Source organism: Rhizobium sp. Root1203 (assembly GCF_001424945.1).
GTDB lineage: Bacteria > Pseudomonadota > Alphaproteobacteria > Rhizobiales > Rhizobiaceae > Rhizobium.
Genome location: NZ_LMCW01000012.1, coordinates 58,359 through 84,972 on the forward strand (window position 1 = coordinate 58,359; position 26,614 = coordinate 84,972).

Here is a 26,614-nt window from a genome sequence, read left to right on the forward strand (position 1 = left end):
CGATGCATCTGCTTCTGGCACAGCAGGGAACGATCAGTGACGGCGAGGAGGCGATCGATCTCGGTCAGTCTCCCGGGGACATCCTGTTCCTCTCCGCTGCCGACACCGAGCTTGCGGCAATCGCCGCGGCGCATGGCAAAGGGCAGCCGGCGCACACACTGCGCATTGCGAGTTTGATGAGCCTCAAGCATCCGATGTCGGTGGACGCATATATCGAGCGAACGGCACGGCATGCGAAGCTCATCGTTGTGCGGGCGCTCGGCGGAGCAAGCTATTTCCACTACGCTCTCGAAGCCCTGCACGCCGCCGCCGCACGGCAGGGCGCGCTGATCGCCGTTCTGCCGGGAGATTCCAAGCCTGATGCAGGCTTGACGCCGTTTTCGAATGTGCCGCTTGAGGATCTGAATGCGCTTTGGGCCTACCTGATTGAGGGCGGGGATGCGAATTCTGCGGCATTCCTTGCCTACGCGGAATCCATGCTTTCGGGCGGGGAGAAACCCGAGCGCGCCGTGCCGTTGATGAAGGCCGGGATCTGGTGGCCGGGGCGCGGTGTTATCGGGATCGAGGAGTGGAAGGAGGCGACCGATCACTTCGTCTCCGCAGGGAAAAGAGGCTCGCCGTCGAAAATGCAGACGAGGAACGGCACCCGCAGTGAGCCGGTCGAGCATCAGGCCGAGATGGGAGAGCATCAGACAGTCGCAATCTCCTTCTACCGTGCGCTTGTCCAGAGCGGGGAAACGCGCCCCGTTGAAATGCTGATCGAAGCGCTTGCGGCAGAGGGAATGCGGCCGCTGCCTGTGTTCGCCTATAGCCTCAAGGACCCGGTCTCGAAAGGCATCATCGAGACTGTCTTTCATGCCGCAAGGCCTGATGTCGTGATCAATACCACCGGATTTGCGGTCTCTGCACCCGGCGCGACACGTCAGCCGACCGTGTTGGAGGCCAGCGACGCCGTCGTGCTGCAGGCGATTTTTTCCGCGTCGTCGCGAGAGGCATGGGCCGCATCGTCGCAGGGCCTTTCGGCGCGCGATCTCGGCATGAATGTCGCGCTGCCGGAGGTGGATGGGCGGGTTCTTGCGCGCGCTGTCTCGTTCAAGTCGGCCGCGCGCTACGATGCGGCGGTCGAAGCCAACATCGTTGGCAGTGAGCCCGACATGGGACGCATGCAGTACACCGCTCGGCTGGCCGCCAACTGGGCGAGGTTGCGCAACGCGAAGCCGCACGACCGGCGGGTGGCGCTTGTCATGGCGAACTATCCGAACCGCGACGGTCGCCTCGGAAATGGTGTCGGGCTCGATACACCCGCGAGTACGATCGAAGTGCTTTCAGCGATGCGCGCAGCCGGCTATCCGGTCGCCGACATCCCCGCAGAAGGCGATGCGCTGATACGGCATCTGATGGAGGGGCCGACGAACTCCGGCCATGATGGGAAGATTGTCCGCGAGACGATTTCCTTGAGTCGTTACAGGTATTTCCTCGAAGGTCTTCCGAAAAAGATTCAAGATGATATCGGCCATCGCTGGGGTGCGCCGGAAACCGATCCCTATGTCAGGGATGGGGCGTTCGCGCTGCCGTTCACCCGCTTCGGCGAGGTACTGGTCGGCATCCAGCCGGCACGGGGCTACAATATTGATCCGAAGGAGGGCTATCATTCGCCGGACCTCGTGCCGCCGCACGGATACCTTGCGTTTTATGCGTTTCTCCGCCAGGAATTCGGTGCCCATGCCGTCATTCACATGGGTAAGCACGGCAATCTCGAATGGTTGCCGGGCAAGGCGCTGGCGCTGTCGGAGGAGTGCTATCCCGAGGCAATCCTGGGGCCGCTTCCGCACCTCTATCCCTTCATCGTCAACGATCCCGGCGAGGGGACGCAGGCCAAGCGCCGCACCGCTGCCGTCATCATCGACCACCTGACGCCGCCGCTCACGCGCGCCGAGAGCTACGGGCCGCTGAAGGATCTGGAAGCGCTGGTCGACGAGTACTATGAGGCCTCCGGGGGCGACCCGCGTCGTATCCGTTTGCTCAGCAAGCAGATCCTCGACCTCGTCGCGGATATCGGACTCGACCGCGACGCCGGCATCGCGAAGGGCGAGAGCGAGACCGAAGCGCTGAAGAAGCTCGATGCGTACCTCTGCGACCTCAAGGAAATGCAGATCCGCGACGGCCTGCACATCTTCGGCGTTTCGCCGCAGGGGCGACTGCTGACGGATCTGACGGTGGCGCTGGCGCGCGTGCCGCGGGGGCTCGGACAGGGCGGCGATCGCAGCTTGCAGCGGGCAATTGCGGAGGACGTGTTCGCAAACCCTTCCGCAACCCCTCCCCACAGGGCGGGGAGGCTTCCGTTGCTACTGTCGGAGCCATCCAGCATCGACTCTTTCGACCCCCTCGACTGCGATATGGCGGCCGATTGGCTCGGACCGTGCCCGGCGATCCTTGCTCAGGTCTCCACTGACCCGTGGCGCACTCAGGGCGATACCGTCGAGAGAATCGAGCTGTTCGCGGCAAAGCTGGTGTCGGGCGAGATCGATTGCCCGGCGGACTGGCATGCGACCAATGCCGTACTTGCCGAGATCGAAGCCCGGTTGAGGCCCGCGATCCTCGCCTGCGGCGGCGCCGAGATCGCTGGGTTACTCCGCGGTCTTGACGGGCGCTTCGTGCCGCCAGGTCCTTCCGGCGCGCCGACGCGGGGGCGTCCGGACGTCCTTCCGACGGGGCGCAATTTCTACTCGGTGGACAGCCGCGCGGTGCCGACACCGGCGGCATATGAACTCGGCAAGAAATCGGCCGAGCTTCTGGTCCGCCGCTATGTACAGGATCACGGCGAATGGCCGGTTTCGTTTGGATTGACCGCATGGGGTACGTCCAACATGCGTACCGGTGGCGACGATATCGCCCAGGCACTGGCGCTGATCGGCGTGAAGCCGCTCTGGGATATGACGTCACGGCGTGTCACCGGTTATGAGATCATCCCGCCCGCCATGCTGCGCCGTCCGCGCGTGGACGTCACCTTGCGTGTTTCCGGCTTCTTCCGGGATGCATTTCCCGAGCAGATTGCGCTTTTCGACAAGGCGATCCGAGCGGTTGGTGCGCTGGAGGAAGACGCCTCGGACAATCCGATCGCCGATCGCATGCGCGGCGAGACGGAGAGGCTCGTCGCGGCCGGGCTCGACGAGGCGCAGGCGCGCCGTCGCGCGAGCTTTCGCATTTTCGGCTCGAAGCCGGGGGCCTATGGCGCTGGGCTGCAGGCGCTGATCGACGAGAAGGGATGGGAGCGGCGTGCCGATCTGGCCGAGGCCTACCTGGTCTGGGGCAGTTATGCGTATGGCGCGGGTGAGGAAGGGCGTGCAGAGCGCGGCGTCTTCGAGGAGCGCCTGCGCTCGATCCAGGCTGTGGTACAAAACCAGGACAATCGCGAGCACGATCTTCTCGACAGTGACGACTACTATCAGTTCGAGGGCGGCATGGCTGCGGCGGCCGAGCAGTTGGCCGGCGCACGGCCGTCGATCTACCACAACGACCATTCGATGCCCGAGAAGCCGGTGATCCGCTCGCTGGAAGAGGAGATCGGCCGGGTCGTTCGCGGCCGTGTCGTCAATCCGAAGTGGATCGACGGCGTGATGCGGCATGGCTACAAGGGTGCCTTCGAAATTGCCGCGACGGTGGATTATCTCTTTGCCTTCGCAGCCACGACAGGTGCCGTCGGCAATCATCATTTCGAAGCCGTCTACCAGGCCTTCGTTGCCGATCCCAAGGTGCGCGACTTCATGATCGACAAGAACCCTGCAGCGTTCGACGAGATGAAGGAGCGGCTGCTGGAAGCGGTCGACCGCCAACTCTGGACGCCACGCAGCAATTCGGCGCGGTTCGATCTTGCGCGCAGCGTGAACGACACTTTCAAGACCAAAGAAACCCTCAAGATTGCATCCGGGGAAAAAACGAGATGACGAACGAAACGACGGAAGCGGTGGCCCAGGACGACGCGCGCCATGCCGACAAGATGGCCAAGAAGAAGGCGGCGCGCGACAAGATTATGGCGACAAAGACGGACGAGAAAGGCCTTGTCATCGTTCACACGGGCAAAGGCAAGGGCAAGTCGTCCGCCGCCTTCGGCATGATCTTCCGGCATATCGCCCATGGGAAGCCCTGCGCTGTCGTACAGTTCATCAAAGGTGCGATGTGGACGGGCGAGCGCGACCTGATCGAGAAGCACTTCTCCGATGTCTGCCAGTTCCACACGATGGGCGAAGGCTTCACCTGGGAAACACAGGACCGGGCCCGCGATGTCGCCGCCGCGGCTGCCGCATGGGAAAAAGCGAAGGAGCTGATCCGAGACGAGCGTAACTCGATGGTGCTGCTCGACGAGATCAACATCGCGCTTCGGTACGATTATCTCGACGTCAGCGAGGTGGTGGCATTTCTGAAGGACGAGAAGCCTTATATGACTCACGTCGTGCTCACCGGGCGCAACGCTAAGGATGATCTGATCGAGGCCGCCGATCTTGTGACCGAAATGGAGCTCATCAAGCATCCTTTCCGGTCGGGCATCAAGGGGCAGCCGGGCGTGGAGTTCTGATGACGCAGAGCTGGATTTTCTGGGCAATACTGTCGGCGGCGTTTGCCGCCCTGACGGCGATCTTTGCCAAGATCGGCGTTGCCGGCGTGAACTCGGATCTGGCCACGCTTATCCGAACGATCGTTATCGTGTTCATCATCACGGCCATCGTGGCCGCGACCGGCCAGTGGCAACCATTCTCCAGCATTTCGGGAAAGACATGGCTGTTTCTCTGTCTGTCCGGTGCGGCGACCGGGGCCTCCTGGCTCGCCTATTTCCGGGCGCTGAAGATCGGTGACGCGGCGCGCGTAGCGCCGATCGACAAGCTGTCGATCGTGCTCGTGGCGGTGTTCGGCGTGGTCTTCCTTGGTGAAAAGCTCAACATGATAAACTGGCTCGGCGTGAGCCTTATTGCCGGCGGAGCCCTATTGCTCGCGCTTTTCTGAGGCTTCGCCGCAGCCTGCCGTAAACGGACGACGGCCTCAGATCTCCAGCCAGAGGCGGATCGGATTCAGCGGATCGGCCAGGAGCTTGATCGTGAAGGCAATGCAGACGGTGACCAGGAGTGGCTTGATCAGCCGCGCGCCGGTTCGCATTGCGAGCCGGGAGCCAAGCTGCGCACCGAGGAACTGGCAGGCACCCATGATCAGGCCAATCTTCCACAGGATCGCACCAAATGAGATGAAGACGACCAGGGCGCCGACATTCGAGCCGAAATTCAGCAACTTGGTGTGCGCAGTTGCCTTCAGCATGCCGAAACCTGCCAGGGAAACAAAGGCCAGCATCAGGAACGAGCCCGTTCCGGGTCCGAAGACGCCGTCGTAAAAACCGATTGCCGGCACGAGCGTCAGTCCGAACGCAAGCGGCGTGATACGGCGATGTTTGTCGATATCGTTGAGGTTGGGCTTCAGCGCGAAATAGAGGGCGATCGCCACAAGAAGTACCGGCATGATCGTGCGCAGCACATCTCCGGGTACGATGGTCGCCAGCGCCGCACCCAGCGCGCCGCCCATGACCGCCATCAGCGCCATCGGCAACTGCCTGCGCAGATCGACATGTCCCTTGCGGGCGTAGGCGAAGGTTGCGGAGGCTGCCCCGAAAACCGATTGGACCTTGTTGGTGCCCAGCGTCTGCAGCGGAGGAATGCCAGCGATCAGCATGGCCGGAACCGTAATCAGGCCACCGCCACCAGCGATCGAATCGACAAAACCGGCAAGAAATCCCGCAGCGGCGAGGAGGATGAGCAGATGGGGGGCAAGATCGGACAAGGCTGGACTCTGAGATGGCTAACGGCGCGCATGTTGCATTTCCATCCATCTGCTGCAATGGCTTGCATGACACAGGGGGGCGGTATTTGAAGCGCGCAGGCAAGATCGAATTCGATATGAGGCGCCGCTGTGTGCTCGGGCTTGGCTGCGAGCGCGGCACATCAGTCGAAGAAGTGCTTGACCTGGCCGCGACTGCCTTGTCGACGGCCGGCATTGCGGCGGACGAACTTGCTGCTGTCGTATCGGTCGATACCCGCCGTCGGGAGCCGGCAATTTTAGCGGTGGCGGCGAAATTTTCCTTGCCCTGCGTCTTTTTCAATGCGGCCACACTCGAGCGGGAGACGCCTCGTATCGAGAACCCGTCGGCGATCGTGTTCTCGTTCACGGGCTGCCACGGCGTTGCCGAATCTGCAGCGCTGGCGGCAATTGGACCGGCTGCCGAATTGATCCTGCCGAAATTCAAATCAGCGCACGCCACTGCAGCGATCGCTCGCGTGCTGTTGCAGAAACGATAGCGGGCGCTATTGTGCCGCCGATCTCGTGGGCGTCGTCCGGCTGCCTGCGGAAATAACGGTAGAAGGAAAATTCATGCACAAGGTCATCTATGACACTGATCCGGGCGTCGACGATGCAATGGCGTTGCTATTTCTGCACCGCCATCCGGAGATCGACCTCATCGGCATCACCACCGTCTTCGGCAATGCCTCAATCGAGACGACTACCCGCAACGCGCTGTTCCTGAAACGCGAATGGAGTGTTCCCGCTCCCGTCGCCAAGGGCGCCAATGTGACCATCGATCCCTCCCGCGAGGAGGGCGCGTGGCCGACTTTCGTGCATGGCGATGACGGCCTCGGCAACATCAACGTGCCGGCGACTGTCGACGTGCCGCTTGATCCGCGCCCGGCCTACAAGTTCATCATCGAGACTGTCCGCGCCAATCCGGGCGAGGTGACGCTGGTCGCGGTTGGCCGCATGACCAATCTCGCTCTGGCCCTGAAGGAAGATCCCGAGATCGCCGGGCTGGTGAAGAGCGTTGTCATCATGGGAGGCAATTTCTATGTGCCGGGCAACATGTCGCCGGTCGCAGAGGCGAACATCCACGGTGATCCAGAGGCCGCGGATATCGTCCTGACCGCGCCCTGGAAAGTGGTGGTCATCGGCCTCGATGTTACCGCGGTTACGACGATGAGCCGCAGCTATCTTGCCGATACCGCGGCCAGGGGCGACAAGGCGGTGAAGCTGCTGAACGACCTGTCGCAGTTTTATATCGACTTCTACAAGCATGCTGTCGACGACGGGATGATGGTTCACGACAGCTGCGCCTGCGTATATGTCGTGGCACCCGAGCTGTTCACCACAATATCGGGTGCGGTGCGCGTTGTCTGCGGCGGTATCGCCGATGGGCAGACAATCGTGAAGCAGGACGGTCGCCGCTTTCCGCCGGGCGATTGGGACGGTCTGCCGAGCCAGGTCGTTTGCACCGGCATCGAATCGGAAAAGGTGATCGACCTGATCCGTGACACGCTGCTCAAAGCTTAGTCGCACACCGTTCATCCGGATTTCGGCGCAATGGAAATGATTGAATCCCTTCAGTCTCTTGCGCTGCGATCTTCGCCTCCTGAATCCGGTTGTCGAAATGCTCCTTCAATGCGATTTCGACAGATCGGATTCATCGCTCCAACTGGCGTTGACCTTGTCACCCCCGGGGCATAGATCATCCTCATGATCGATGCTGCGTTTTCACATCTTCCGGCTCTGGAACCCGGTAGCGTCTGGCTTGTGGGCGCAGGCCCGGGCGAGCCCGGCTTGCTGACGCTGCTTGCCGTCAGGGGGTTGATGGACGCCGACGTCGTCATTCACGACGCGCTGGTGGATGCAGACTGCCTCAAACTGGCGCGGCCCGATGCGCTGCTGGAATATGCGGGCAAGCGCGGCGGCAAGCCTTCGGCCAGGCAGCGCGACATTTCGCTTCGCCTCGTCGAACTGGCGCAGGCCGGCAAGCGGGTGCTGCGGCTCAAGGGGGGCGATCCGTTCGTTTTCGGGCGCGGCGGCGAGGAAGCGCTGACACTGGTCGAATACAATATTCCGTTTCGCATCGTACCGGGTATCAGTGCCGGGATCGGCGGGCTCGCCTATGCCGGCATTCCGGTTACCCATCGCGATATCAATCACGCGGTGACGTTTCTGACCGGCCATAACTCTTCCGGTCTCGTGCCGGATGCCATAAACTGGGACGCGATCGGTAAGGGTTCGCCTGTCATCGTCATGTACATGGCGATGAAACATATCGCCGAGATCAGCGCGAACCTGATTGCGGCGGGGCGGTCCCGTTCGGAACCTGTGGCATTCGTCTGCAACGCCACGACCAGCGGTCAGCGGGTTTTGGAAACGACGCTCGGCGAGGCACCGGCCGCCGTTCTTTCATCCGGCCTCGAGCCGCCCGCCATCGTGGTGGTGGGTGAAGTGGTTCGGCTGAGACAGTCTCTCGATTGGCTGGGGGCACTCGCAGGACGGCGGCTGCGTCCCGATCCATTCAGGCATTCCAGCAGCAAGGAGACGGCATGAGTGGTCTGTTGATTGCGGCTCCGTCCTCCGGATCGGGCAAGACGACGGTAACTCTCGGGCTCCTCAGGGCCCTGCGCAAGAGAGGCGTGGAGATTGCACCGGGCAAAGCGGGCCCGGACTATATCGATCCCGCTTTTCACGCCGCCGCGAGTGGCGTTGCCTGCCTCAACTTCGATCCATGGGCAATGCGGCCGGAACTGATTGCGGCAAACGCGACGCTGCATCGCTCAGGCGACCGGCTGCTCGTCATCGAGGCGATGATGGGACTGTTCGATGGTGCGGCGGACGGGAAGGGAACGGCGGCCGATCTGGCGGCAATGCTGGGCCTCTCCGTCGTCCTCGTGGTCGATGCGTCGCATATGTCGCAATCGGTTGCGGCGCTCGTTGCCGGATTTGCCGGGTTTCGGGCAGATGTCCGCATCGCCGGGGTCATTCTCAACAAGGTCGGCGGCGAGCGGCATGAAATGATGCTTCGTCAAGCGCTGGACGCGGTCCGGATGCCGGTTATCGCCGTCGTGCGCCGCGACAATCAGATCGCCCTGCCTGAACGCCATCTCGGTCTCGTGCAGGCGGGGGAACATCAGGCCCTTGAGAATTTCATCGAGCATGCTGCCGAGGCGGTGTCTGAGGAATGCAATTTCGAGTTCCTGCTGCGCGTTGCACGGCAGGGGCTGAACAAGCCGTCGACCGCAAACATCGCCCGCCTGCCGCCGCTTGGCAGCCACATTGCCGTTGCACGCGACATCGCTTTCGCCTTTTCCTATGAGCATATGCTGCTGGGCTGGCGTCGTCGTGGGGCCGATATCTCGTTCTTCTCGCCGCTTGCCGACGAAGCGCCGGCGAGAACGGCCGATGCCGTTTATCTTCCGGGCGGATATCCCGAGCTGCATGCCGGGGAGATCGCGGCAGCGCAGACCTTTAGGGCCGGGATGCGTCAAGCCGCCGACGGCGGCGTGCGGATCTATGGCGAGTGCGGCGGGTATATGGTTCTGGGCGAGGGATTGGTCGATGCCGGCGGCGAGCGCCATTCCATGCTCGGTCTGCTGCCGCTGGTGACGACCTATGAGGATCGAAAGCGCCACCTTGGCTATCGACGGGTATCTCCGCTCAGCGGCTCGTTCTTCGAGCAACCCATGACGGCACACGAGTTTCACTATTCAGCCGTCGTTTCCGAAGGCGATGCAGACCGCCTGTTTGGCGTGACCGATGCCCTCAATAACGACCTCGGCAGCGCCGGGCTCCAGCGCGGACAGGTTGCGGGTTCCTATATGCATCTGATCGACCTTGCCGGGGGAACAGCATGAATGCGCCGATCGTCCACGGCGGGGGCATCACTGCCGCTGCGGCGCTCCATGGGGGCAAGCCGGAGGAGTGGCTGGACCTGTCGACCGGAGTCAGTCCTTTCTCGGCGGCATTACCCGAAATTTCGATGCGCGCCTGGCAGCGGCTTCCCGACGGGTATCTGACCGATGAAGCGCGACAGGCCGCCCGTGATTATTATGGCAGCGGCGATATCCTGCCCTTGCCCGTGCCGGGTACGCAGTCGGCCATCCAGCTCCTGCCGCGATTGCTGGTGGGGGCGGGGAGGGCCGCTGTTCTCGGGCCGACCTACGGCGAGTACGAGCGTGCGTTTAAATCGGCGGGCTGTGCCGTCGACCTGCTCGATAGCGTAGAACAGATCGACGCCGCCCATGCCTTGATCGTCATTGTCAATCCCAACAATCCGGATGGCCGCATCTACGAGCCCGATACGCTTGTCGCGCTCTGCAAGCGCATGGCCGCCAGCGGGGGGCTGGTGGTCGTCGATGAAGCATTTGGCGATACCGTGCCGGAAGCAAGCGTGGTGTCGCTGGTGGCGGGGCTGCCCAATCTCATCGTTTTCCGCTCCTTCGGCAAATTCTTCGGTCTCGCGGGACTGCGGTTGGGGTTCGTCGTCGCGACCGGCCCGATTCTCGCTCGCTTCGAAAACTGGTTAGGCCCTTGGGCAGTGTCGGGTCCCGCCCTTTCGATCGCCTCGGCATTGCTGCGTTCCGACACCGCGCCGATACGCCAGGCAATTGCTGAGAGGAGCGCCGCATTGCGCACGGTGCTGGAAGGCTGCGGACTTCGCATCCATGGCGGCACGGCACTGTTTTCACTCGTAGATCATTTTTCGGCCGGTGGTCTGCATGCGCATTTGTGCCGCCACCGCATATTGGTCCGCAAATTCGACTACGCCCCGCACTGGCTCCGTTTCGGGGTCACTGCCGATGCCGCCTGCGACAAGCGGCTGGCCGCGGCGCTTCAGAGTTACGACGGATGATGATCGAGCTTAATCTTCTCGTGCTGGTGCTGGCCCTTCTGCTCGACAGGATTGTCGGAGACCCCGACATCCTCTGGGCGCGCTTACCGCATCCTGTCGTCCTATTCGGCAAGGCGATTTCGAGTGTGGACCGGTGGTTCAACCGCAGCGACCTGACGAAACAGAAACGGCGGCGTAACGGCGTTTGGGCGATTGCCTGCCTGCTTGCAGCAAGTGCCCTTGCGGGACTTGTGTTGCATGGGTTCTTTGCTCTGTTCGGTCTTGCCGGCATTCTGCTGGAGGTTGTCTCTGTCACTATTTTCCTGGCACAGAAGAGCCTCTCAGGCCATGTCGAGGCAGTTGCAACCGGGCTCAAGACCGACGGCGTTCGCGGTGGGCGTGCTGCCGTAGCGATGATCGTCGGCCGCGACCCGGAAACGCTGGATGAACCTGCGGTCTGCCGCGCGGCTATCGAAAGTCTGGCCGAGAATTTCTCCGACGGCGTGGTTGCGCCGGCTCTCTGGTTTGTCGTCTTGGGTCTGCCGGGGCTCCTGGCCTATAAGATGTTGAACACGGCAGACTCAATGATCGGCCACAAGTCCGAGCGCTATGCTGATTTCGGATGGGCTTCGGCGCGTCTTGACGACGTTGCGAACTGGCCTGCTGCAAGGCTTTCCATCGTGCTGATCGCAGTCGGCGCATGGCTGCGACGTGGACGTGCCGCTTGCCGCGAGTCATTGCGGATCGCGATGCGGGATGGCGGTCTGCACCGTTCGCCGAATTCCGGACGGCCCGAAGCCGCCATGGCAGGTGCCCTCAATGTTCAGCTCGCAGGTCCGCGCATCTATTCCGGCGTCGTCGTCATGGAGCCGATGATCAACGCGGCCGGGCGTGAGACAGCCACTGCGGCTGACATCGACGATGCGGTATCCGTCTTTCACGCCAGCTGCTCAACGCTGACCTGCATCGTCCTGATCTTGTTCGTTTTTCTGCTGTAGGAGATCGACATGGCGTCGGGCCAAGCTTGCCGATAGCCGGTCTCGCCGCAGCCAAGCGGTGGTTCAAACCCGACCCACAGCTCCATGCTGTTTAAGCAACAGTGCAGTTGCAAATTGCGCATTGCAGCAGGTGAGGGCATTGGCTTTTGAAATGGATTTGCCTATGAGGGGGATAAATTGTCATTTCAAGAGGTACAGGCGTGACCGCTACATTCGATAAAGTTGCCGACATCATTGCAGAGACGAGCGAGATCGATCGCGACACGATCACGCCGGAAAGCCATACGATCGACGACCTCGGTATCGATAGCCTCGACTTCCTCGATATCGTCTTCGCAATCGATAAGGAATTCGGCATCAAGATCCCGCTCGAAAAGTGGACGCAGGAGGTCAACGAAGGCAAGGTCTCCACGGAAGAGTATTTCGTGCTGAAGAACCTTTGCGCGAAGATCGACGAGCTGCGCGCCGCCAAGGCCTGATCGATACCGCCATTTTTTCGCCGCCCTGTCGCCGTTAACCATGGCGGCCGGGCGGTTTTGTTATTAAGTAGGCCTAGCCGACGGGCATGTTGCCCCTCCGGCCGGAGGATACGATGCTCCTGGAATACTTCCAGATGATTGACCGCATCGAGGCGGTCGATCTTCAGAACGGTACGCTCAAGGCGCGCTCTGTGGTGCCCGCTAAGAGCCCTGTTTTCGAAGGTCATTTTCCCGACATGCCCCTTGTTCCGGGTGTGCTTCTCATCGAAACCATGGCGCAGGCTTCAGGCATGCTCGTGCTGGCTGTGACCAACTTTGCCGCGATGCCGTTCCTGATGTCGGTGGATGGTGCCAAGATGCGGACGTTTGTCGAACCGGAAGCGGTTCTCGACATCGAGGCATTTCTGGAGCATGAGGGTTCGGGATTTGCGGTCACAAAGGCAAAGATCACGAGCAACGGCAAGAAGGTGTGCGATGCGCAATTGAAGCTGCGCACCGTGCCTTTCAGCGAGGTTCCGCTCGGAGACATCGTCAAGAAGCGTGCAGGTGAAGTGGGTCTTATGGATGCGATCGCCGCACAGGGAGTGAATGGATGAGCAAGGCTCAAAATGATGTCGTGATCACCGGCATCGGCATTGTGACGTGTCAAGGGGTCGGCAAGGAGCCGCATATTGCGCTGCTCACGGCCGACGGATCTCCGAAGACGATCGTGGAAACCGAGAAGTTCAAGCCGTATCCGGTTCATCCGCTTCCGGAAATCGACTGGTCGCAGCAGATCGCCAAGCGCGGCGACCAGCGCCAGATGGAAAACTGGCAGCGCATCGGCGTTTTCGCGGCAGGTCTTGCTCTCGACGACGCCGGCTTCAAGGACGATGCGGAAGCTTGTGGCAGCATGGACATGATCGTTGCTGCCGGCGGCGGGGAGCGCGACATCAATGTCGACACGCTGATCGTCGACGAGGGCCTGAAGCGCAATGACCGTGAGGTCCTGCTGAACGAGAAGCTCACGACCGAACTTCGCCCGACGCTTTTCCTCGCGCAGCTCTCCAATCTGCTTGCCGGCAATATCTCCATCGTGCACAAGGTCACCGGCTCCTCGCGCACATTCATGGGTGAAGAGGCGGCAGGCATCTCGGCTGTCGAGACGGCGTTTTATCGAATCAAGTCCGGGGAATCCTCGCATGCGCTCGTCGGCGGGGCTTTCTCGGCCGAGCGACTCGACATGGTTCTACTGTTCGAATCGATCAATGCGCATTCGCGCGGGGGATGGCTGCCACTCTGGTCGCGCGACGAGGGCGGCATTATCACCGGTTCCCTCGGCGTGTTCCTCGTGTTGGAATCCCGCGCCCATGCCGAGGCGCGTAGCGCGCATGTCTATGCGACGATTTCATCGGTCGAAGGCGATCGCGGCAACCGCAATGCCGGCAATCTGGAGAAGCGCCTCGAGCGGCTTCTTGCGCCGGCTGCCGATCTTCCAGCCGGAAGCACGGCGATCTTTACGGGATCGACCGGGATGAAGGATCTTGCACAGCGCGAGAAGGCGGTTCTGGAGCGGCAGTTCCCGGGGGCGGCGATCCGCGGTTTCGGCGGCGTCACCGGCCACGGGCTCGAATCGCATTTTGCGCTCGGCGTGGCGTTGGCGGCGCTGGCAGTCGACAACAATGCGAAGGTTCCGCCGTTTGACGCGACGCATGAGAAGGCGATGAGCACCGGTACGTCTGCTGCCATCGTCACAACAGTGGGCCATCAGCGCGGCGAAGGCGTCGCCGTTTTGTCCGCGGAAGCGTGAGGGAGTAGGCACATGACAGATTCGGCATACAAGGATCATCTCGGCCGCCCAATCGTCGCGGTCACCGGCGTCGGCATATTGACGTCTCTTGGCCAGGGTCTCAAAGACAACTGGGCAGCGCTGACCGCCGGAAAGTCCGGGATACACGAGATTAATCGTTTCCCCACGGACGGTCTTTCGACGCGCATCGCCGGGACGGTCGACTTCATCGACATTCCGGTCGCCAACGCCGTCGAGCGTTCCTTCGCCTTCGCTCGCGAAACGACGATCGAAGCGCTCGCCGATGCGGATATTTCAGGCGATTTCAACGGTCCCCTGTTTCTCGCAGCACCGCCGATAGAGCCTGAGTGGAGTGCACGTTTCGAACTTGCCGACCGCTCGCCGCCAGCCGATCACCCGGGCGATGCGTATGACCGCTTCCTGGCGGCCATGCGTCAGCGGCCCGATGCGGCATTCCATGAGGCGGCGCTGTTCGGCTCGATTTCGGAGCGGCTCGCGGACCGTTTCGGCACACGCGGCCTGCCGGTGACGTTGTCCACTGCCTGCGCGTCCGGAGCGACCGCGATCCAGCTCGGTATCGAGGCGATCCGTCAGGGCCGCACTACGCGTGCGCTTGCTGTCGCTACGGACGGATCCGTCAGTGCGGAAGCGCTGATCCGCTTCTCGCTGCTTTCAGCGCTTTCCACACAAAACGATCCCGCGACTCGGGCATCAAAGCCCTTCAGCAAGGATCGGGACGGTTTCGTCATCGCCGAAGGCGCTGCGACACTGGTTCTGGAGTCGCTTGAAGCGGCAATTGCCCGCGGCGCCAAGGTTCTGGGGATCATGAAGGGTGCCGGTGACAAGGCCGATTCCTTCCACCGCACCCGTTCGTCGCCTGACGGGGCCCCGGCGATCGCGACGATCCGCGCGGCGCTGGCAGACGCCGGCATGGACGAAAGCGGCATCGGATATATCAATGCCCATGGCACCTCGACGCCTGAGAACGACAAGATGGAATACGGCTCCATGCTGTCGGTGTTCGGCGAGCGGCTGGCGTCCATTCCGCTGTCGTCCAACAAGTCGATGATCGGCCATACATTGACGGCGGCCGGCGCGGTCGAGGCGGTGTTCTCGCTGCAGACGATGTTGACGGGTACGCTCCCGCCGACGATCAACTACAACAATCCCGATCCCTCGATCGTTCTCGACGTCGTTCCGAACAAGAAGCGCGAAGGCCAGGTGAATGCCGTGCTTTCCAACTCTTTCGGTTTCGGCGGGCAGAACGCCAGCCTTGTCATGGCGCTGGAACCGGCTTAATCGGTTCCGACAAACGTTTGAGATAAGACCAACATTGCTGCTCCCGTCTCCTGACTGGTGCGATAGGACGCAGCGTTATCCATAAACTGCACACTGGCCCTAGGGCGAGGGTGCCCGTGAAGGACTTTGCCATGCGCGCCTTGCAACTGATCGATGACCGCAAGCTTGAGATCACCGACCTGCCTGAACCCGATGCTCCGGCCGCGGGCGAAGTGACGCTGCGGGTCAAGGCCGTCGCTCTCAATCACATCGATGTCTGGGGCTGGCGCGGCATGGCTTTCGCCAAGCGCAAGATGCCGCTGGTAATTGGCGCGGAAGCGTCCGGCGTCGTCGAAGCGATCGGTCCGGGCGTTGCCAATGTGTTGCCCGGCCAGCTGGTCTCGATCTACGGCGCGCGCACCTGCGGCCTGTGCCGTCCGTGTCGCGAGGGCCGCGACAATCTCTGCGAACACGTCTCCGGCGTTCACGGCTTCCATCTCGACGGCTTCGCGCAGGAGAAGGTCAACCTTCCTGCCCGCCTGCTGGTTCCGGCTCCTCCCGGTGTCGACGCTATCGGTGCCGCACTGGCGCCTGTGACATTCGGCACGGTCGAACACATGCTGTTCGACAACGCCAAGCTGGAGTCCGGCGAGACGATCCTCATTCATGCCGGCGGTTCGGGAATCGGCTCGGCGGCGATTCAGCTTGCCAAGAAGATCGGCTGCACCGTCATCACCACAGTGGGCTCGGACGACAAGATCGAGAAGGCCAAGGCGCTTGGCGCCGATCACGTCATCAACTATCGCACCGACCGTTTCGAAGGTGTTGTGCGCAAGCTGACGAAGAAAAAGGGCGTCGACGTCGTCTTTGAACATGTGGGCAAGGATACCTGGGCGGCATCGATGTTCTGCCTGAAGCGTGGTGGCCGCCTGGTCACCTGCGGTTCGACATCGGGCGTGTCGACCGAGATGAACTTGATGATGCTGTTCCAGCAGCAACTGAAGCTGTTCGGTTCGTTCGGGTGCCGTATGGAAAACATGGCTGATGCCATGCAGAAGATGGGCCGCGGGCTGGTTCATCCGGTTATCGATACCGAAGTAAGCTTCGATGATATCGACAAGGCTCTGGAACGCATGGAGTCGCGCCTGATCTTCGGCAAGATCATCTTGAAGATGGATTGAGCCATTGAAGCTCTTCATCACCCGTATCGTCCTCAAGCTGGTTCATCTCCGCCAGTGGCTGATCGCGCAGGTGATGTTCGGATTCCTGAACTTCCTGAAGCTGTTTCCGGCAGATGGTGCGATCAACTTCATCGACTGGCTGATGCGCAGGATCGGTCCACGCATGAAGCGCCATCGGCTGATGATTGCCAATCTGCGCAACGCCTTTCCTGACAAGAGCGATGCGGAGATCAACCACATCGCGCTTGGAAGCTGGGCCAACATGGGCCGTCTCGCCGCAGAATACGTTTTCCTCGATCGGTTGTTCGATTTCGATCCGATGCGGAGCGAGCCGGGCAGGGTGGAGGTTTCGGGCATTCCGATCTTCATGGACCTCCTGACCAACCCGCGGCCGTTCATCGTCTTCACCGGTCATACGGGCAATTTCGAATTGCTGCCGGTGGCAGGAGCTGCGTTCGGTCTCTATGTCAGCGTGCTCTTCCGTCCACCGAACAACCCCTATGTGGCGCAAAAGGTCTTCGACTTCCGAAGCGCGCGCATGGGCAAGCTCGTGCCATCGCATGCCGGTTCTTCCTTCGCGCTCGCGCGGCAGCTGGAAGCCGGTCACGGCGTGGGTGTTCTGGTCGACCAAAAGTTCGGCAAGGGGTTGAAGACCTCTTTCTTCAACCGTCCGGTCAAGACGAACCCGCTCCTTGGAAAGCTGGTCCGCCAGTTCAACTGCGACGTCTATCCCGCCCGCTGCATCCGTCTTCCCGGCAACCGATATCGTCTCGAAATCGAGTCCAGGCTCGAAATCCCGCGCGATGCCAACGGCAATCTCGACATGACGGCGACCGCTCAGTTGCTAAACGATAAAGTCGAGAGCTGGGTTCGGGAATATCCGGAGCAATGGCTTTGGTACCACGACCGCTGGGAAATAAAACGCCAGGTTTTCTAACGAGGGATTACTCTCACATCTCCTCATTGAAAAACAATGAACCTTCTTCATTGAAAGTGAAGATGTGTCATGTTACCGATTTCCATCATTGCGAGTGATTGCGCGGTTTCGACTGGTTCGGCTGGCTTGCCAGATTCAGCCGTCATAGACAGCATTCACTTACGGAATCGGCATTCGGAGGTGTCGTGCTGGATCTTTTTCAAGCGTTCTCACTGCGCTGCGCGCAGATAGAAGAGGCGATAAGGAATGGTGACGATGCACGCGTCAGCAGTCTTGATGGTTCAGTCGATTTGCTTGTCGAAGCGATACTTGGCTACAGACCAGCGAACCTGCTCTATGCGCATATGCAGCTCCAGTTTGTCGGCTGCCTGATCGATCAGTATTCCGAGGACAGCGAAGCCGTGCGGGAGCATGTTAAGCTGTTGTCGCATCTGATGCAGCAGTATTTCGATTCATCCTCGCCTCGCTGGCAGATGCCGCCGATGGATGATGACCCGGTCTCGGTTCCGGCTGCTTATGTTCCGAACACGGATAATGGAAATTTCCTCAATGCGGCGATCTTGGAGGCCCTTCCGGATCGTGTCGCGGTGCTTACGAGGGACTACCGGTACCTCTATTCGAACGTGGCAAACTCCACGCATCTCGGCAGGAAGCCCATGGAGATGATCGGGCGCCATGTCTCGGAATTCATCAGCGAGGGTCTGTTCTGCGATGCTGTCAAAGCTAGCCTGGATGCCTGCTTTTCGGGCGAACACTCCGACCATACCTATCCACAATATGAAAGCGGTCTGGCCCAGCCGATCCGCTGCCGCATGTCGCCGCTGCGCGATTCGTCGGGAGGCATCATCGGCGCACTGATTATCCTCGAGGATGTGGGGACCATGTCCGGAACGCTCGCTGCCTGATCAGGCTTTCGTCCAGACCGCGAGCTCGTAGCCATCGGGATCGCTGAAATGAAATCGACGGCCGCCGGGAAAACCGGCGATCGGCCGGATGATCTTGCCGCCGGCTCTTTCAACCGCGCCGTGAGCGGCTTCGAGATCGTGCGCATAGAGGATGACAAGCGGTCCGCCGGGGCGAGGTGCCTCCAGGTTCGTAAAGCCTCCTTTCAGCCTGCCATCGTCGAATTCGCAGTAGTTCGGACCGTAATCGGTGAAGCGCCACCCGAAGGCGCTGCCGTAGAATGCTTTGGCGGCGTCGATATCCGTCACGTTGAATTCGACGTAGTCGATTCTGAGGTCGTCTTTGGTCGTTGTCATGCGTTTCCTATGCCTCCATCAGCGTTTTCAATGCATCAAGGTCGCGGGCGACATGCGCGGCATCCGCCTCGAACTGTTCGTCGGTCGTCCCAGGCATCCGCAGCAGCGTAAACATGACCTCGCAGCCATCCTGGTTTGGCACGACGCGCAGGGCGTTATAGACGCGCAGCCCGCTTTCGATCGTCACCGTATGATCGATGACGCCGAATTCGTTGTGCGGAACGAAGCTGACCTTTACAGTGCCGAGGACGCCTTCGGCGATCCAGTCGTTGCCGCTGCGCTCGAGCCCGGATGCCAAGCCCGATGCCCAGAGCGGCATATTTTTTGGTGCTTCCGCAAAGGCGTAGACGTCGCGCCAGTTCCTGTCGATCGAGCGGTGGATGATCCTTGCGGGCATTGTGGACACGATATTCCTCCTTTTCGTTGCGAGGGATGGCAATGCGACGGGCAAGGTCCTGAAGGAAACGGTCCGCGTATGACGCAATATGGTTCGATTCGTTGAGGGCGCAATACGAGTCCGTTCAAGCCCGAATCGAACTTGCCGTTTTGACAATTGAATGCCACAACACCGATCCAAAATGACTCACCGGAGGTTTATCGTGGAAAAGGCAGAAATCGGGCTGATCGGCCTTGCCGTCATGGGTTCCAACCTGGCGCTCAACATCGCGGAAAAGGGCAACAAGATTGCGGTGTTCAACCGTACGCCTGAGAAAACGGATGAATTCTACGAAAGCGCCGGCGACCTCAAAAAACAGATCATTCCCTGCAAGACCATCGAGGAATTCGTCGAGGCGATCCGCCCACCGCGTCCGATCATCATCATGATCAAGGCGGGTGAGGCCGTGGATCAGCAGATGGAACTGCTGCGCCCGCACCTCTCGAAGGGCGACATCATGATCGATGCCGGCAATGCGAACTTCCGCGACACGATCGCGCGGTTCGATCGTCTGAAGAATACGGACCTGACCTTCATCGGCATGGGCGTATCCGGCGGCGAGGAAGGTGCGCGCCATGGTCCTTCGATCATGGTCGGCGGTACCGAGGATTCCTGGAAGCGTGTCGAGAAGGTGCTGACCTCGATTGCAGCCAAGTACAAGGGCGATCCGTGCGTCGCCTGGCTCGGCAACGACGGTGCCGGTCATTTCGTCAAGACTATTCACAACGGCATCGAATATGCCGATATGCAGATGATCGCCGAAATCTACGGCATCCTGCGCGATGGCCTCGGCAAGACCTCCAAGGAAATCAGCGGCATCTTCGGAGAATGGAACAAGGGACGCCTGAATTCCTACCTGATCGAGATCTCCGAGAAGGTGCTGGCTGCGACCGACCCGGTCTCCGGTGGTTCGATGGTGGACATGATCCTCGACAAGGCGGGCCAGAAGGGCACCGGCAAGTGGTCGGCGATCGAAGCGCAGAACATGGGCATTCCGGCAACTGCGATCGAAGCGGCCGTCGCCGCCCGCAGCATCTCCTCGATGAAGACCGAGCGTGAGGCCGCCGAGAAGATCTTCGGCACGCCGAAATACGACTTCCCGATCGCCGATGGCCCCGAACTCAACAAGGATCTGGAGCTGGCACTCTTTGCCGCCAAGATCGGCGCCTATGCGCAGGGCTTCGCGGTCATGGCCGAGGCGTCGCGCGAGTTCAACTGGTCGCTGCCGATGCCCACGATCGCCAAGATCTGGCGTGACGGCTGCATTATCCGCTCGCAGTTCCTCGATGAGATCACGTCCGCTTTCACGAAGGCACCCGATGTGGCCAACCTGATCGTGACCCCTGCCTTTTCCGAGATGGTCAAGGAGTCGCTTCCGGCGCTTCGCCGTGTCGTTGCCGCCGCCCTTCAGGCCGGCCTGCCGGTTCCGGCACTGACCTCGGCGCTGACCTATTTCGACGCCTATCGCCAGGGCCGGGGCACTGCCAACCTGATCCAGGCGCAGCGCGATTTCTTCGGCGCCCATGGCTTCGACCGCCTCGACGGCAAGGACTTCCATCATGGCCCCTGGGGCAGCGGTGCATCGACCTTCTAAGGTCTCTGCCCAAACGAAATCAGCCGGGCCATTGGCCCGGCTGTCTTTCCAGCGGCCGCCGGCGCCCTTCGGCATGATGATGGCGCTTGACAGTGCCTAACACAACTGGATGTCGGCACCCGGACGCACGAGGATCTTGGCGGCGCCGGCGTCGAAGTCGTCCAGTGTTTCGTTGTGATGAGCGACGATCTGGGCAAACGTCAACGTCTCGGAATCAGCGGTCATGTGTCCGTCGGCCACAAGCGTGACGTCATAGCCCAGCGAAACGGCCCGCCGGACCGTCGTATCGATGCAGAATTGCGTCATGCATCCGCCGACGACCAGGTGGGTGACCGACCTTTCCTGGAGCCGATCCGCAAGGTCTGTTTCGAAGAACGAATCCGAGCTCCTCTTGTGGACGACCACCTCTCCCGCGGCCGGCGTGAGCTCCGATCGAATTTCCCAGCCCTTGGTGCCGATTGCCAGGCGATGATCGGCGTTGCCATCATGTTGCACAAGGACGACAGGCACGGCCTGTTGCCGCGCCCGTTCCTTAAGCGCACTAAGACGCGCGACGGTCTCGTTCAGCGCCGTGTCGATGTGCGGCTGACGTTGCGGCGTTCCCTTTCCGGAAAGGATCGCATTCTGAGCGTCGATGATGAGCAGGGCTTTTGTCATGAGCTTCCTTTGCAATCGGATGGTTTTTACCATTCGGGGAACGGCCTTTTGGTACGCGGAGCGGTTTTACGTCAAGGGTTTACACAAGCCGACTGTCGCAAAACATTGACTTGCGACAGCGAAGAAAACACGCCGCCGCCTACGCCTGAGCTGTTTCGCCGCCGTCCGCGAGGTACAGACTTATCAGGCGGACAAGCTCGCTCTGCATTAGCGGATCCTTCAATGTGCCGCGGCGGGCGGCGTTGTGGATAGCCCCGTCAAGGGCATCGGAAATGATCAAAGCGGCGGCGCGGTCGCCGGCGTTCGGCTTGCGGTTCCGATAGGTCGCGACAGCCTCTGCGTAGTAACCGAGGTACTCAACCTCGAATGCGTTGTTGGGATTGCGGTGGCAGTCAAAGCTGGGAGCCTCATCGAGCAGCACTCTATGGAGCCCGGGGTGGGTGCTATGCGCGGCGACCATGTCTCGAACCAAGTTTGCGACGAATTGCGCCGGCGACAGTCCATCTGTTCCTGATTTCCGCATCACCGCAAGACAGTCATCGAGGTGGCGACGGCGAACAGCTTCGATCAACGAGAGCTTGTCCGGAAAATACTGGTAGAGCGATCCGATACTTATCCCGCCGACTTCCGCAACCCTGTTGGTTGTGAACCCGGCCCACCCTTCCTCGCTCAAAATGCGAGCGCCCGCCTCGATCATCGTTTCAACTGTCGCGCGGGCGCGGGCTTGCTGCGGCTCTTTCCGCATCACCGGCTGCCGTCTTGCAATGCGAGTAGACAATCGAACCTCCCTCAAGGAACATGAAGACATTACTCACATTCTGAGAAAAGATGAAGAGGACTTTCTGAAATGAGCATCTTCCTGGTTACCCTGTACGGCTATCATCGATGGGCCAACGATGACTTGTTCGAGAAATTGGAAACTCTCGATCAGGCAAGGTACGCTGCCGAAATGCACGCCGCATTGCGGTTGATCAACCACTCGTATGTCGTTGCCCGGATATTTGCCGCTCATCTCAGCGGAACACAGCATCAGTACACTTCCGACAACACGGCTGAAACTCCTGCGTTGGGCGAGTTGCATGCGGCAGTAAAGGTGTCAGATGAGTGGTTTGTGGACTATGTTCGAAACATCGCGCCTGGTGCCCTCTCCGAGGCCGTGCCATTCATGTTCACCGATGGCGACAGGGGATATATGACAAGAGAAGAGATGCTGACACATGTTGCGTTGCATGGAGGTTATCACCGTGGCGAGGTGGGGCGAATTCTCTCTCAGCTTTCTACCACGCCGCCGTGGGACACGCTTGCGGTCTATCTCCACCAGGTCGAGCCGGCGCGACGGCTACAGGGCACGGAACAGCCAGTTTTGGTTTGAGGCTGACGCCTGTCTCCCCAGGGCCGGAGTTGTCAAACTCTGAAGATCAGCAACACACGAACTTGAAATGTAGGGAGACTTTCGGTTGCAGTCGCCGATCCGGTGAACTATCTGTCCCGCTGCCTCCATACCGGCTGGCTGATGCTCTGGAGCAGTTCCGGTTCGACGCCGTCGATCCGGGCGATAACCGCCTTGGCCATCTCGCGGCCTGCATGGCGGACGTCTTCGTAGACGGTGATGATCTCGGGGCGGATCCAGTTGAGGATCGGCGTCGATTCCTTCGAGACCATATCCACATCATGGCCGAGCCGCCGGCCGGCTGCTTCAATGCCGGCGTTGACAGCAATCGCGGCGCTTCCGGCGGAACACACGATTCCATCCGGCGCGTTTGGAGACCGCATCGTGGCTTCGACCGCGTTGCGGATTTCTTCGAGAGGGGTATCGATCGTCACGCGTAGTGGCACTTCCTCGGCGCCGAAGTCGTGCAGACCGGTCTGAAAGCCTATCCGCGTGTGGGTGTAGTATGTCAGCTTGCTTGGCGGCTGGAGGAGGGCGATGCGCTTGCGCCCTTTGGCAACCAGTTTTTCCACCGCCTGATATGCAAAGGCCTCGTTGTCGAAGTCATGAAACGGATGAACCTGTCCGGCATCCGTTCGTCCGTGCGTGGCAAAGGGCATGTTGCGCTCGGTCAGCAGCCTTACTCGGGCGTCGTCCGGTTCGATGCGCGAGATTATGACGCCGTCCGCCGAGCCCGTATCGAGAATGTAGCGCACCGGCAGCATCGGATCCTTGCTGTGCGAATGCGGTGTAACGACGATGTGATAAGGGGTGCCGCTCAACACTTCGGAGATGCCGAACACCATCTGGCTGCTGAAGCCCATGATCTCTTCGTCGATGCTCAGCACGAGGGCGATGACGTTCGTCTTGCCCGTTCTCAGGCGAACGCCGGCCCTGTTCGGCTGGTAGCCGAGTTGTCGGGCAACCATGCGGACGCGCTCTTTGGTCTCCGCGCCGATATCAGGCGCATCCTTGAGGGCGCGGGACACGGTCGTCACTCCAAGGCCGGTCATGAAGGCGATCGTCTTCAGTGTTGGACGTTCACGTGTCGCCTCAGCCACCGCTCCCCCCAAATTTCCTTTGTTTTCCATCCTTCTGGGCCGTCCTGTGCGATTTTGGTTCGCTTATAGATGCTTTTGGAAGCGCTGTAAGCACAAAGGCCGCAAAACCCGCTCCTCCCGTAAGATCCAAAATCTGTAACGATACAGTAGAAATGTCGAGCGCTTTTTCTGACAGTTATGTCACTTCTACTCGTGCTGATTGAATCGTGTTTTTGTGCCCGCATTTTTTGCGTTTGCGAACAGGCGAAGGTGAGCAGGTTTCAGTACGATTCGGTAAAATGTATAATTATCAATTGGTTCGTGTTTATTGGCGCATGCACACGCAATCGCCTTATTTTGTGTCTCTTCGCTTTAAAATTCAGCTTCATGACAGGCATTGGTAGCAAATGGCGCGGGAAAACAAAATTTTCAGAGAGGCCTGTTGCGCGAAAATATCGATTGAACTAAGTTTTTCCGGCAACGTTTCAGTGAGGGAGGAAAACTCATGAATTTCCGTTTGATTGCGGCTGCGCTTGCCGCATCCGTCGTGTTGCCGCTCGGTGCGGCAAATGCGACCGATCTCGAAGTGACCCATTGGTGGACGTCCGGCGGCGAAGCTGCCGCCGTGGCTGAACTGGCCAAGGCGTTCGACGCCACCGGCAACCACTGGGTCGACGGCGCCATTGCCGGTTCCGGCGGCACCGCGCGTCCCATCATGGTCAGCCGCATCACCGGCGGCGATCCGATGGGCGCAACGCAGTTCAACCATGGCCGTCAGGCCGAGGAACTGGTTCAGTCGGGCCTGATGCGCGATCTGACCGACGTCGCGACGCAGGAACACTGGAAGGACATTATTCGTCCGGCCAGCCTGCTTGATTCCTGCACGATCGACGGCAAGATCTATTGCGCTCCGGTCAACATTCACTCCTGGCAGTGGCTGTGGCTTTCGAACGCAGCCTTCAAGACGGCCGGCGTCGCGGTGCCGAAGAACTGGGACGAATTCGTCGCTGCAGCACCGGCGCTCGAAAAGGCCGGCATCGTGCCGCTCGCCGTTGGCGGTCAGCCGTGGCAGGCTGCCGGCGCGTTCGACGTGCTGATGGTCGCCATCGCCGGCAAGGACGTGTTCCAGAAGGTATTCGGCGACAAGGATGCTGAAGCTGCTGCAGGTCCTGACATTGCCAGGGTCTTCAAGGCTGCCGACGATGCGCGCAAGATGGCCAAGGGCTCGAACGTTCAGGATTGGAACCAGGCAACGAACTTGGTCATCACCGGCAAGGCCGGCGGCCAGATCATGGGCGACTGGGCGCAGGGCGAATTCGCTCTGGCTGGCCAGAAGGCCGGCACGGATTACACCTGCCTTCCGGGCCTTGGTGTCAACGAAGTGATCTCGACGGGCGGCGACGCTTTCTATTTCCCGCTGCTCAAGGACGCAGAAAAGTCCAAGGCGCAGGAAGTTCTTGCAAAGACACTTCTCGATCCGAAGACGCAGGTTGCCTTTAACCTCAAGAAGGGCTCGCTGCCCGTTCGTGGTGACGTCGATCTTGCTGCGGCCAACGACTGCATGAAGAAGGGTCTCGAAATCCTCAAGGCCGGCAACGTGGTGGCGGGCACCGACCAGCTGTTGTCCGCGGACAGCCAAAAGCAGAAGGAAGACCTCTTCTCCGAGTTCTTCGCGAATCCTTCCATGACGCCTGAGGCGGCACAGAAGCGCTTCGCCGAGATCATCGCGTCTGCCGATTGATCGTCCCGATCCTTGCTGTTGCGATCCGGCTCCCGTTGCGGGAGCCGGATCTTCCGGAACTCCTGCTTGCGATCCGGCTTGTGACAGCGCTCTTCCGGTGGCTTCGTCGTGACCTGCACGACCTGCGGCCCGAAGGTGGAAAGACAAGAGCGGCGTCCGATTTCGGTCCGCTGCTCGCGATCACAGAAGCATTTGCGTTTCAGGAGGAGACACGATGACGGGTCAAGCGAGAGCAGGCCGGCCAAATCAGTTGCTACGCAATCTGAACTCTAAAATTGCATCCATCCCGATGATTCTTACTGCCGTCGTTATTTTCCTCGGCGGCACGTTGTGGACGGTATTCTATTCCTTCACCAACTCGAAGCTGCTGCCAAGGCTGAGCTTCGTTGGCTTCGACCAATACAAGCGCCTCTGGGCGGCGCCGCGGTGGATCATCTCCATCGAGAATCTTGCCCTTTACGGCATCCTTTCCCTGATCTTCAGCCTGGTGATCGGTTTCGTTCTGGCTGCCCTGATGGATCAGAAGATTCGTTTCGAGAATGCGTTCCGAACGATTTTCCTATACCCCTTCGCGCTGTCCTTCATCGTCACCGGCCTCGTCTGGCAGTGGGTGCTCAATCCGGAATTCGGCATTCAGTCCGTGGTGCGGTCGCTCGGCTGGACGAGCTTCACCTTCGATCCGCTCTATACGCCTGAAATCGTCATCTACGGTGTGCTGATCGCAGCACTTTGGCAGGGGACGGGCCTTGTGATGTGCCTGATGCTCGCCGGTCTGCGCGGCATCGACGAGGATATCTGGAAGGCGTCGCGCGTCGACGGTATCCCGATGTGGAAAACCTATCTTTTCATCGTCATTCCAATGATGCGTCCGGTGTTCATCACTACGCTCGTCATCATCGCCAGCGGCATCGTCAAGGTCTACGACCTCGTTGTGGCGCAGACGAGCGGCGGCCCCGGCATTTCGTCGGAAGTTCCCGCCAAGTACGTCTACGACTACATGTTCCAGGCGCAGAATCTCGGTCAGGGCTTTGCTGCCTCGACCATGATGCTTGTGACGGTCGCCATCATCATCGTGCCCTGGGCATATCTGGAATTCGGGGGAGGGCGTAAGCGTGCCTGATGCCATTGCT

The 26,614-nt window shown here is 60.5% G+C and carries 27 protein-coding genes; 21 read left to right on the forward strand and 6 right to left on the reverse strand.

Annotation, left to right across the window (positions count from 1 at the left end; all coding sequences use genetic code 11):
• Positions 1 to 2: 2 nt before the first annotated feature.
• From cobN to ASC97_RS10740, 3 genes are read left to right on the forward strand one after another with little or no spacing between them, the layout of a single operon-like run.
• Positions 3 to 3,944, forward strand: a complete 3,942-nt coding sequence (cobN, locus tag ASC97_RS10730; RefSeq protein WP_057468348.1) for a cobaltochelatase subunit CobN — start codon at positions 3 to 5, stop codon at positions 3,942 to 3,944.
• Complete coding sequence (gene cobO, locus ASC97_RS10735) at positions 3,941 to 4,573, forward strand: cob(I)yrinic acid a,c-diamide adenosyltransferase (RefSeq protein ID WP_057468349.1); 633 nt, start codon at positions 3,941 to 3,943, stop codon at positions 4,571 to 4,573. The genes cobN and cobO overlap by 4 nt, the downstream gene beginning before the upstream one ends.
• Positions 4,573 to 4,998, forward strand: coding sequence for an EamA family transporter (locus ASC97_RS10740; RefSeq protein WP_057468350.1), 426 nt, complete (start codon positions 4,573 to 4,575; stop codon positions 4,996 to 4,998). The genes cobO and ASC97_RS10740 overlap by 1 nt, the downstream gene beginning before the upstream one ends.
• Positions 4,999 to 5,034: 36 nt before the next feature.
• On the opposite strand, the gene ASC97_RS10745 is transcribed toward ASC97_RS10740, so the two are convergent.
• On the reverse strand, positions 5,035 to 5,820 hold the full coding sequence (locus ASC97_RS10745; protein ID WP_057468351.1) for a TSUP family transporter: 786 nt from the start codon (positions 5,818 to 5,820) through the stop codon (positions 5,035 to 5,037).
• 116 nt (positions 5,821 to 5,936) lie between these two features.
• On the opposite strand from ASC97_RS10745, the gene ASC97_RS10750 reads away from it, so the two are divergent.
• The 13 genes from ASC97_RS10750 to ASC97_RS10810 all read left to right on the forward strand — a co-directional run bounded on the left by ASC97_RS10750 (position 5,937) and on the right by ASC97_RS10810 (position 18,233).
• Positions 5,937 to 6,335: a cobalamin biosynthesis protein gene (locus ASC97_RS10750; protein WP_057469312.1), complete on the forward strand. Its 399-nt coding sequence runs from the start codon at positions 5,937 to 5,939 to the stop codon at positions 6,333 to 6,335.
• A gap of 73 nt (positions 6,336 to 6,408) precedes the next feature.
• Positions 6,409 to 7,359 (forward strand): nucleoside hydrolase, encoded by a 951-nt coding sequence (locus ASC97_RS10755; protein WP_057468352.1) that lies wholly within the window; start codon positions 6,409 to 6,411, stop codon positions 7,357 to 7,359.
• Positions 7,360 to 7,542: 183 nt separating this feature from the next.
• Positions 7,543 to 8,385: a uroporphyrinogen-III C-methyltransferase gene (gene cobA / locus ASC97_RS10760; RefSeq protein ID WP_057468353.1), complete on the forward strand. Its 843-nt coding sequence runs from the start codon at positions 7,543 to 7,545 to the stop codon at positions 8,383 to 8,385.
• Positions 8,382 to 9,689: a cobyrinate a,c-diamide synthase gene (locus tag ASC97_RS10765; RefSeq protein ID WP_057468354.1), complete on the forward strand. Its 1,308-nt coding sequence runs from the start codon at positions 8,382 to 8,384 to the stop codon at positions 9,687 to 9,689. The genes cobA and ASC97_RS10765 overlap by 4 nt, the downstream gene beginning before the upstream one ends.
• Complete coding sequence (gene cobD / locus ASC97_RS10770) at positions 9,686 to 10,687, forward strand: threonine-phosphate decarboxylase CobD (protein WP_057468355.1); 1,002 nt, start codon at positions 9,686 to 9,688, stop codon at positions 10,685 to 10,687. The genes ASC97_RS10765 and cobD overlap by 4 nt, the downstream gene beginning before the upstream one ends.
• Positions 10,684 to 11,664, forward strand: a complete 981-nt coding sequence (cbiB, locus tag ASC97_RS10775; protein ID WP_057468356.1) for an adenosylcobinamide-phosphate synthase CbiB — start codon at positions 10,684 to 10,686, stop codon at positions 11,662 to 11,664. Before cobD ends, cbiB begins: the two co-directional genes overlap by 4 nt.
• A gap of 200 nt (positions 11,665 to 11,864) precedes the next feature.
• Positions 11,865 to 12,143 carry an acyl carrier protein gene (locus ASC97_RS10780; protein WP_037061102.1) on the forward strand — a complete coding sequence of 93 codons (279 nt, stop codon included), beginning with the start codon at positions 11,865 to 11,867 and terminating at the stop codon, positions 12,141 to 12,143.
• 113 nt (positions 12,144 to 12,256) lie between these two features.
• Positions 12,257 to 12,739, forward strand: a complete 483-nt coding sequence (locus ASC97_RS10785) for a 3-hydroxyacyl-ACP dehydratase FabZ family protein (RefSeq protein WP_057468357.1) — start codon at positions 12,257 to 12,259, stop codon at positions 12,737 to 12,739.
• Positions 12,736 to 13,932, forward strand: a complete 1,197-nt coding sequence (locus ASC97_RS10790) for a beta-ketoacyl-ACP synthase (protein WP_057468358.1) — start codon at positions 12,736 to 12,738, stop codon at positions 13,930 to 13,932. The genes ASC97_RS10785 and ASC97_RS10790 overlap by 4 nt, the downstream gene beginning before the upstream one ends.
• A 12-nt stretch (positions 13,933 to 13,944) precedes the next feature.
• Positions 13,945 to 15,231 carry a beta-ketoacyl-ACP synthase gene (locus ASC97_RS10795; RefSeq protein WP_057468359.1) on the forward strand — a complete coding sequence of 429 codons (1,287 nt, stop codon included), beginning with the start codon at positions 13,945 to 13,947 and terminating at the stop codon, positions 15,229 to 15,231.
• A 131-nt stretch (positions 15,232 to 15,362) separates the two neighbouring features.
• Positions 15,363 to 16,391: a zinc-binding dehydrogenase gene (locus tag ASC97_RS10800; protein WP_057469313.1), complete on the forward strand. Its 1,029-nt coding sequence runs from the start codon at positions 15,363 to 15,365 to the stop codon at positions 16,389 to 16,391.
• Between the two features lie 4 nt (positions 16,392 to 16,395).
• Entirely contained in the window at positions 16,396 to 17,328 is a 933-nt protein-coding gene (locus ASC97_RS10805; RefSeq protein ID WP_057468360.1) for a lipid A biosynthesis lauroyl acyltransferase, read from the forward strand.
• A 185-nt stretch (positions 17,329 to 17,513) separates the two neighbouring features.
• The gene (locus tag ASC97_RS10810) at positions 17,514 to 18,233 is read left to right on the forward strand and encodes a PAS domain-containing protein (protein WP_057469314.1); all 720 of its coding nucleotides are present in this window, start codon (positions 17,514 to 17,516) and stop codon (positions 18,231 to 18,233) included.
• Here ASC97_RS10810 and ASC97_RS10815 read toward each other — a convergent pair whose 3' ends face one another.
• Together ASC97_RS10815 and ASC97_RS10820 are read right to left on the reverse strand one after the other, a co-directional pair.
• Positions 18,234 to 18,587, reverse strand: a complete 354-nt coding sequence (locus ASC97_RS10815) for a VOC family protein (RefSeq protein WP_057468361.1) — start codon at positions 18,585 to 18,587, stop codon at positions 18,234 to 18,236.
• A gap of 7 nt (positions 18,588 to 18,594) precedes the next feature.
• Positions 18,595 to 18,993, reverse strand: a complete 399-nt coding sequence (locus tag ASC97_RS10820; protein ID WP_057468362.1) for a polyketide cyclase — start codon at positions 18,991 to 18,993, stop codon at positions 18,595 to 18,597.
• Between the two features lie 172 nt (positions 18,994 to 19,165).
• On the opposite strand from ASC97_RS10820, the gene gndA reads away from it, so the two are divergent.
• Complete coding sequence (gndA, locus tag ASC97_RS10825; protein ID WP_200959458.1) at positions 19,166 to 20,617, forward strand: NADP-dependent phosphogluconate dehydrogenase; 1,452 nt, start codon at positions 19,166 to 19,168, stop codon at positions 20,615 to 20,617.
• Positions 20,618 to 20,713: 96 nt separating this feature from the next.
• Here gndA and ASC97_RS10830 read toward each other — a convergent pair whose 3' ends face one another.
• Complete coding sequence (locus ASC97_RS10830) at positions 20,714 to 21,274, reverse strand: cysteine hydrolase family protein (protein WP_057468364.1); 561 nt, start codon at positions 21,272 to 21,274, stop codon at positions 20,714 to 20,716.
• A 139-nt stretch (positions 21,275 to 21,413) separates the two neighbouring features.
• On the reverse strand, positions 21,414 to 22,019 hold the full coding sequence (locus ASC97_RS10835; protein ID WP_057468365.1) for a TetR/AcrR family transcriptional regulator: 606 nt from the start codon (positions 22,017 to 22,019) through the stop codon (positions 21,414 to 21,416).
• Between the two features lie 102 nt (positions 22,020 to 22,121).
• On the opposite strand from ASC97_RS10835, the gene ASC97_RS10840 reads away from it, so the two are divergent.
• Entirely contained in the window at positions 22,122 to 22,646 is a 525-nt protein-coding gene (locus tag ASC97_RS10840) for a DinB family protein (RefSeq protein WP_057468366.1), read from the forward strand.
• Positions 22,647 to 22,753: 107 nt separating this feature from the next.
• Here ASC97_RS10840 and ASC97_RS10845 read toward each other — a convergent pair whose 3' ends face one another.
• Positions 22,754 to 23,794 carry a LacI family transcriptional regulator gene (locus ASC97_RS10845; RefSeq protein WP_057468367.1) on the reverse strand — a complete coding sequence of 347 codons (1,041 nt, stop codon included), beginning with the start codon at positions 23,792 to 23,794 and terminating at the stop codon, positions 22,754 to 22,756.
• A 454-nt stretch (positions 23,795 to 24,248) separates the two neighbouring features.
• Between ASC97_RS10845 and ASC97_RS10850 the strand changes: the two genes are divergently transcribed.
• Genes ASC97_RS10850 through ASC97_RS10860 form a run of 3 tightly spaced genes read left to right on the forward strand, consistent with a single transcriptional unit; the run spans position 24,249 to position 26,604 of the window.
• Complete coding sequence (locus tag ASC97_RS10850; protein ID WP_057468368.1) at positions 24,249 to 25,484, forward strand: ABC transporter substrate-binding protein; 1,236 nt, start codon at positions 24,249 to 24,251, stop codon at positions 25,482 to 25,484.
• Positions 25,481 to 25,702, forward strand: coding sequence for a hypothetical protein (locus ASC97_RS10855; RefSeq protein ID WP_057468369.1), 222 nt, complete (start codon positions 25,481 to 25,483; stop codon positions 25,700 to 25,702). Before ASC97_RS10850 ends, ASC97_RS10855 begins: the two co-directional genes overlap by 4 nt.
• Positions 25,699 to 26,604, forward strand: a complete 906-nt coding sequence (locus ASC97_RS10860; RefSeq protein ID WP_057468370.1) for a carbohydrate ABC transporter permease — start codon at positions 25,699 to 25,701, stop codon at positions 26,602 to 26,604. The genes ASC97_RS10855 and ASC97_RS10860 overlap by 4 nt, the downstream gene beginning before the upstream one ends.
• Positions 26,605 to 26,614: the final 10 nt, after the last annotated feature.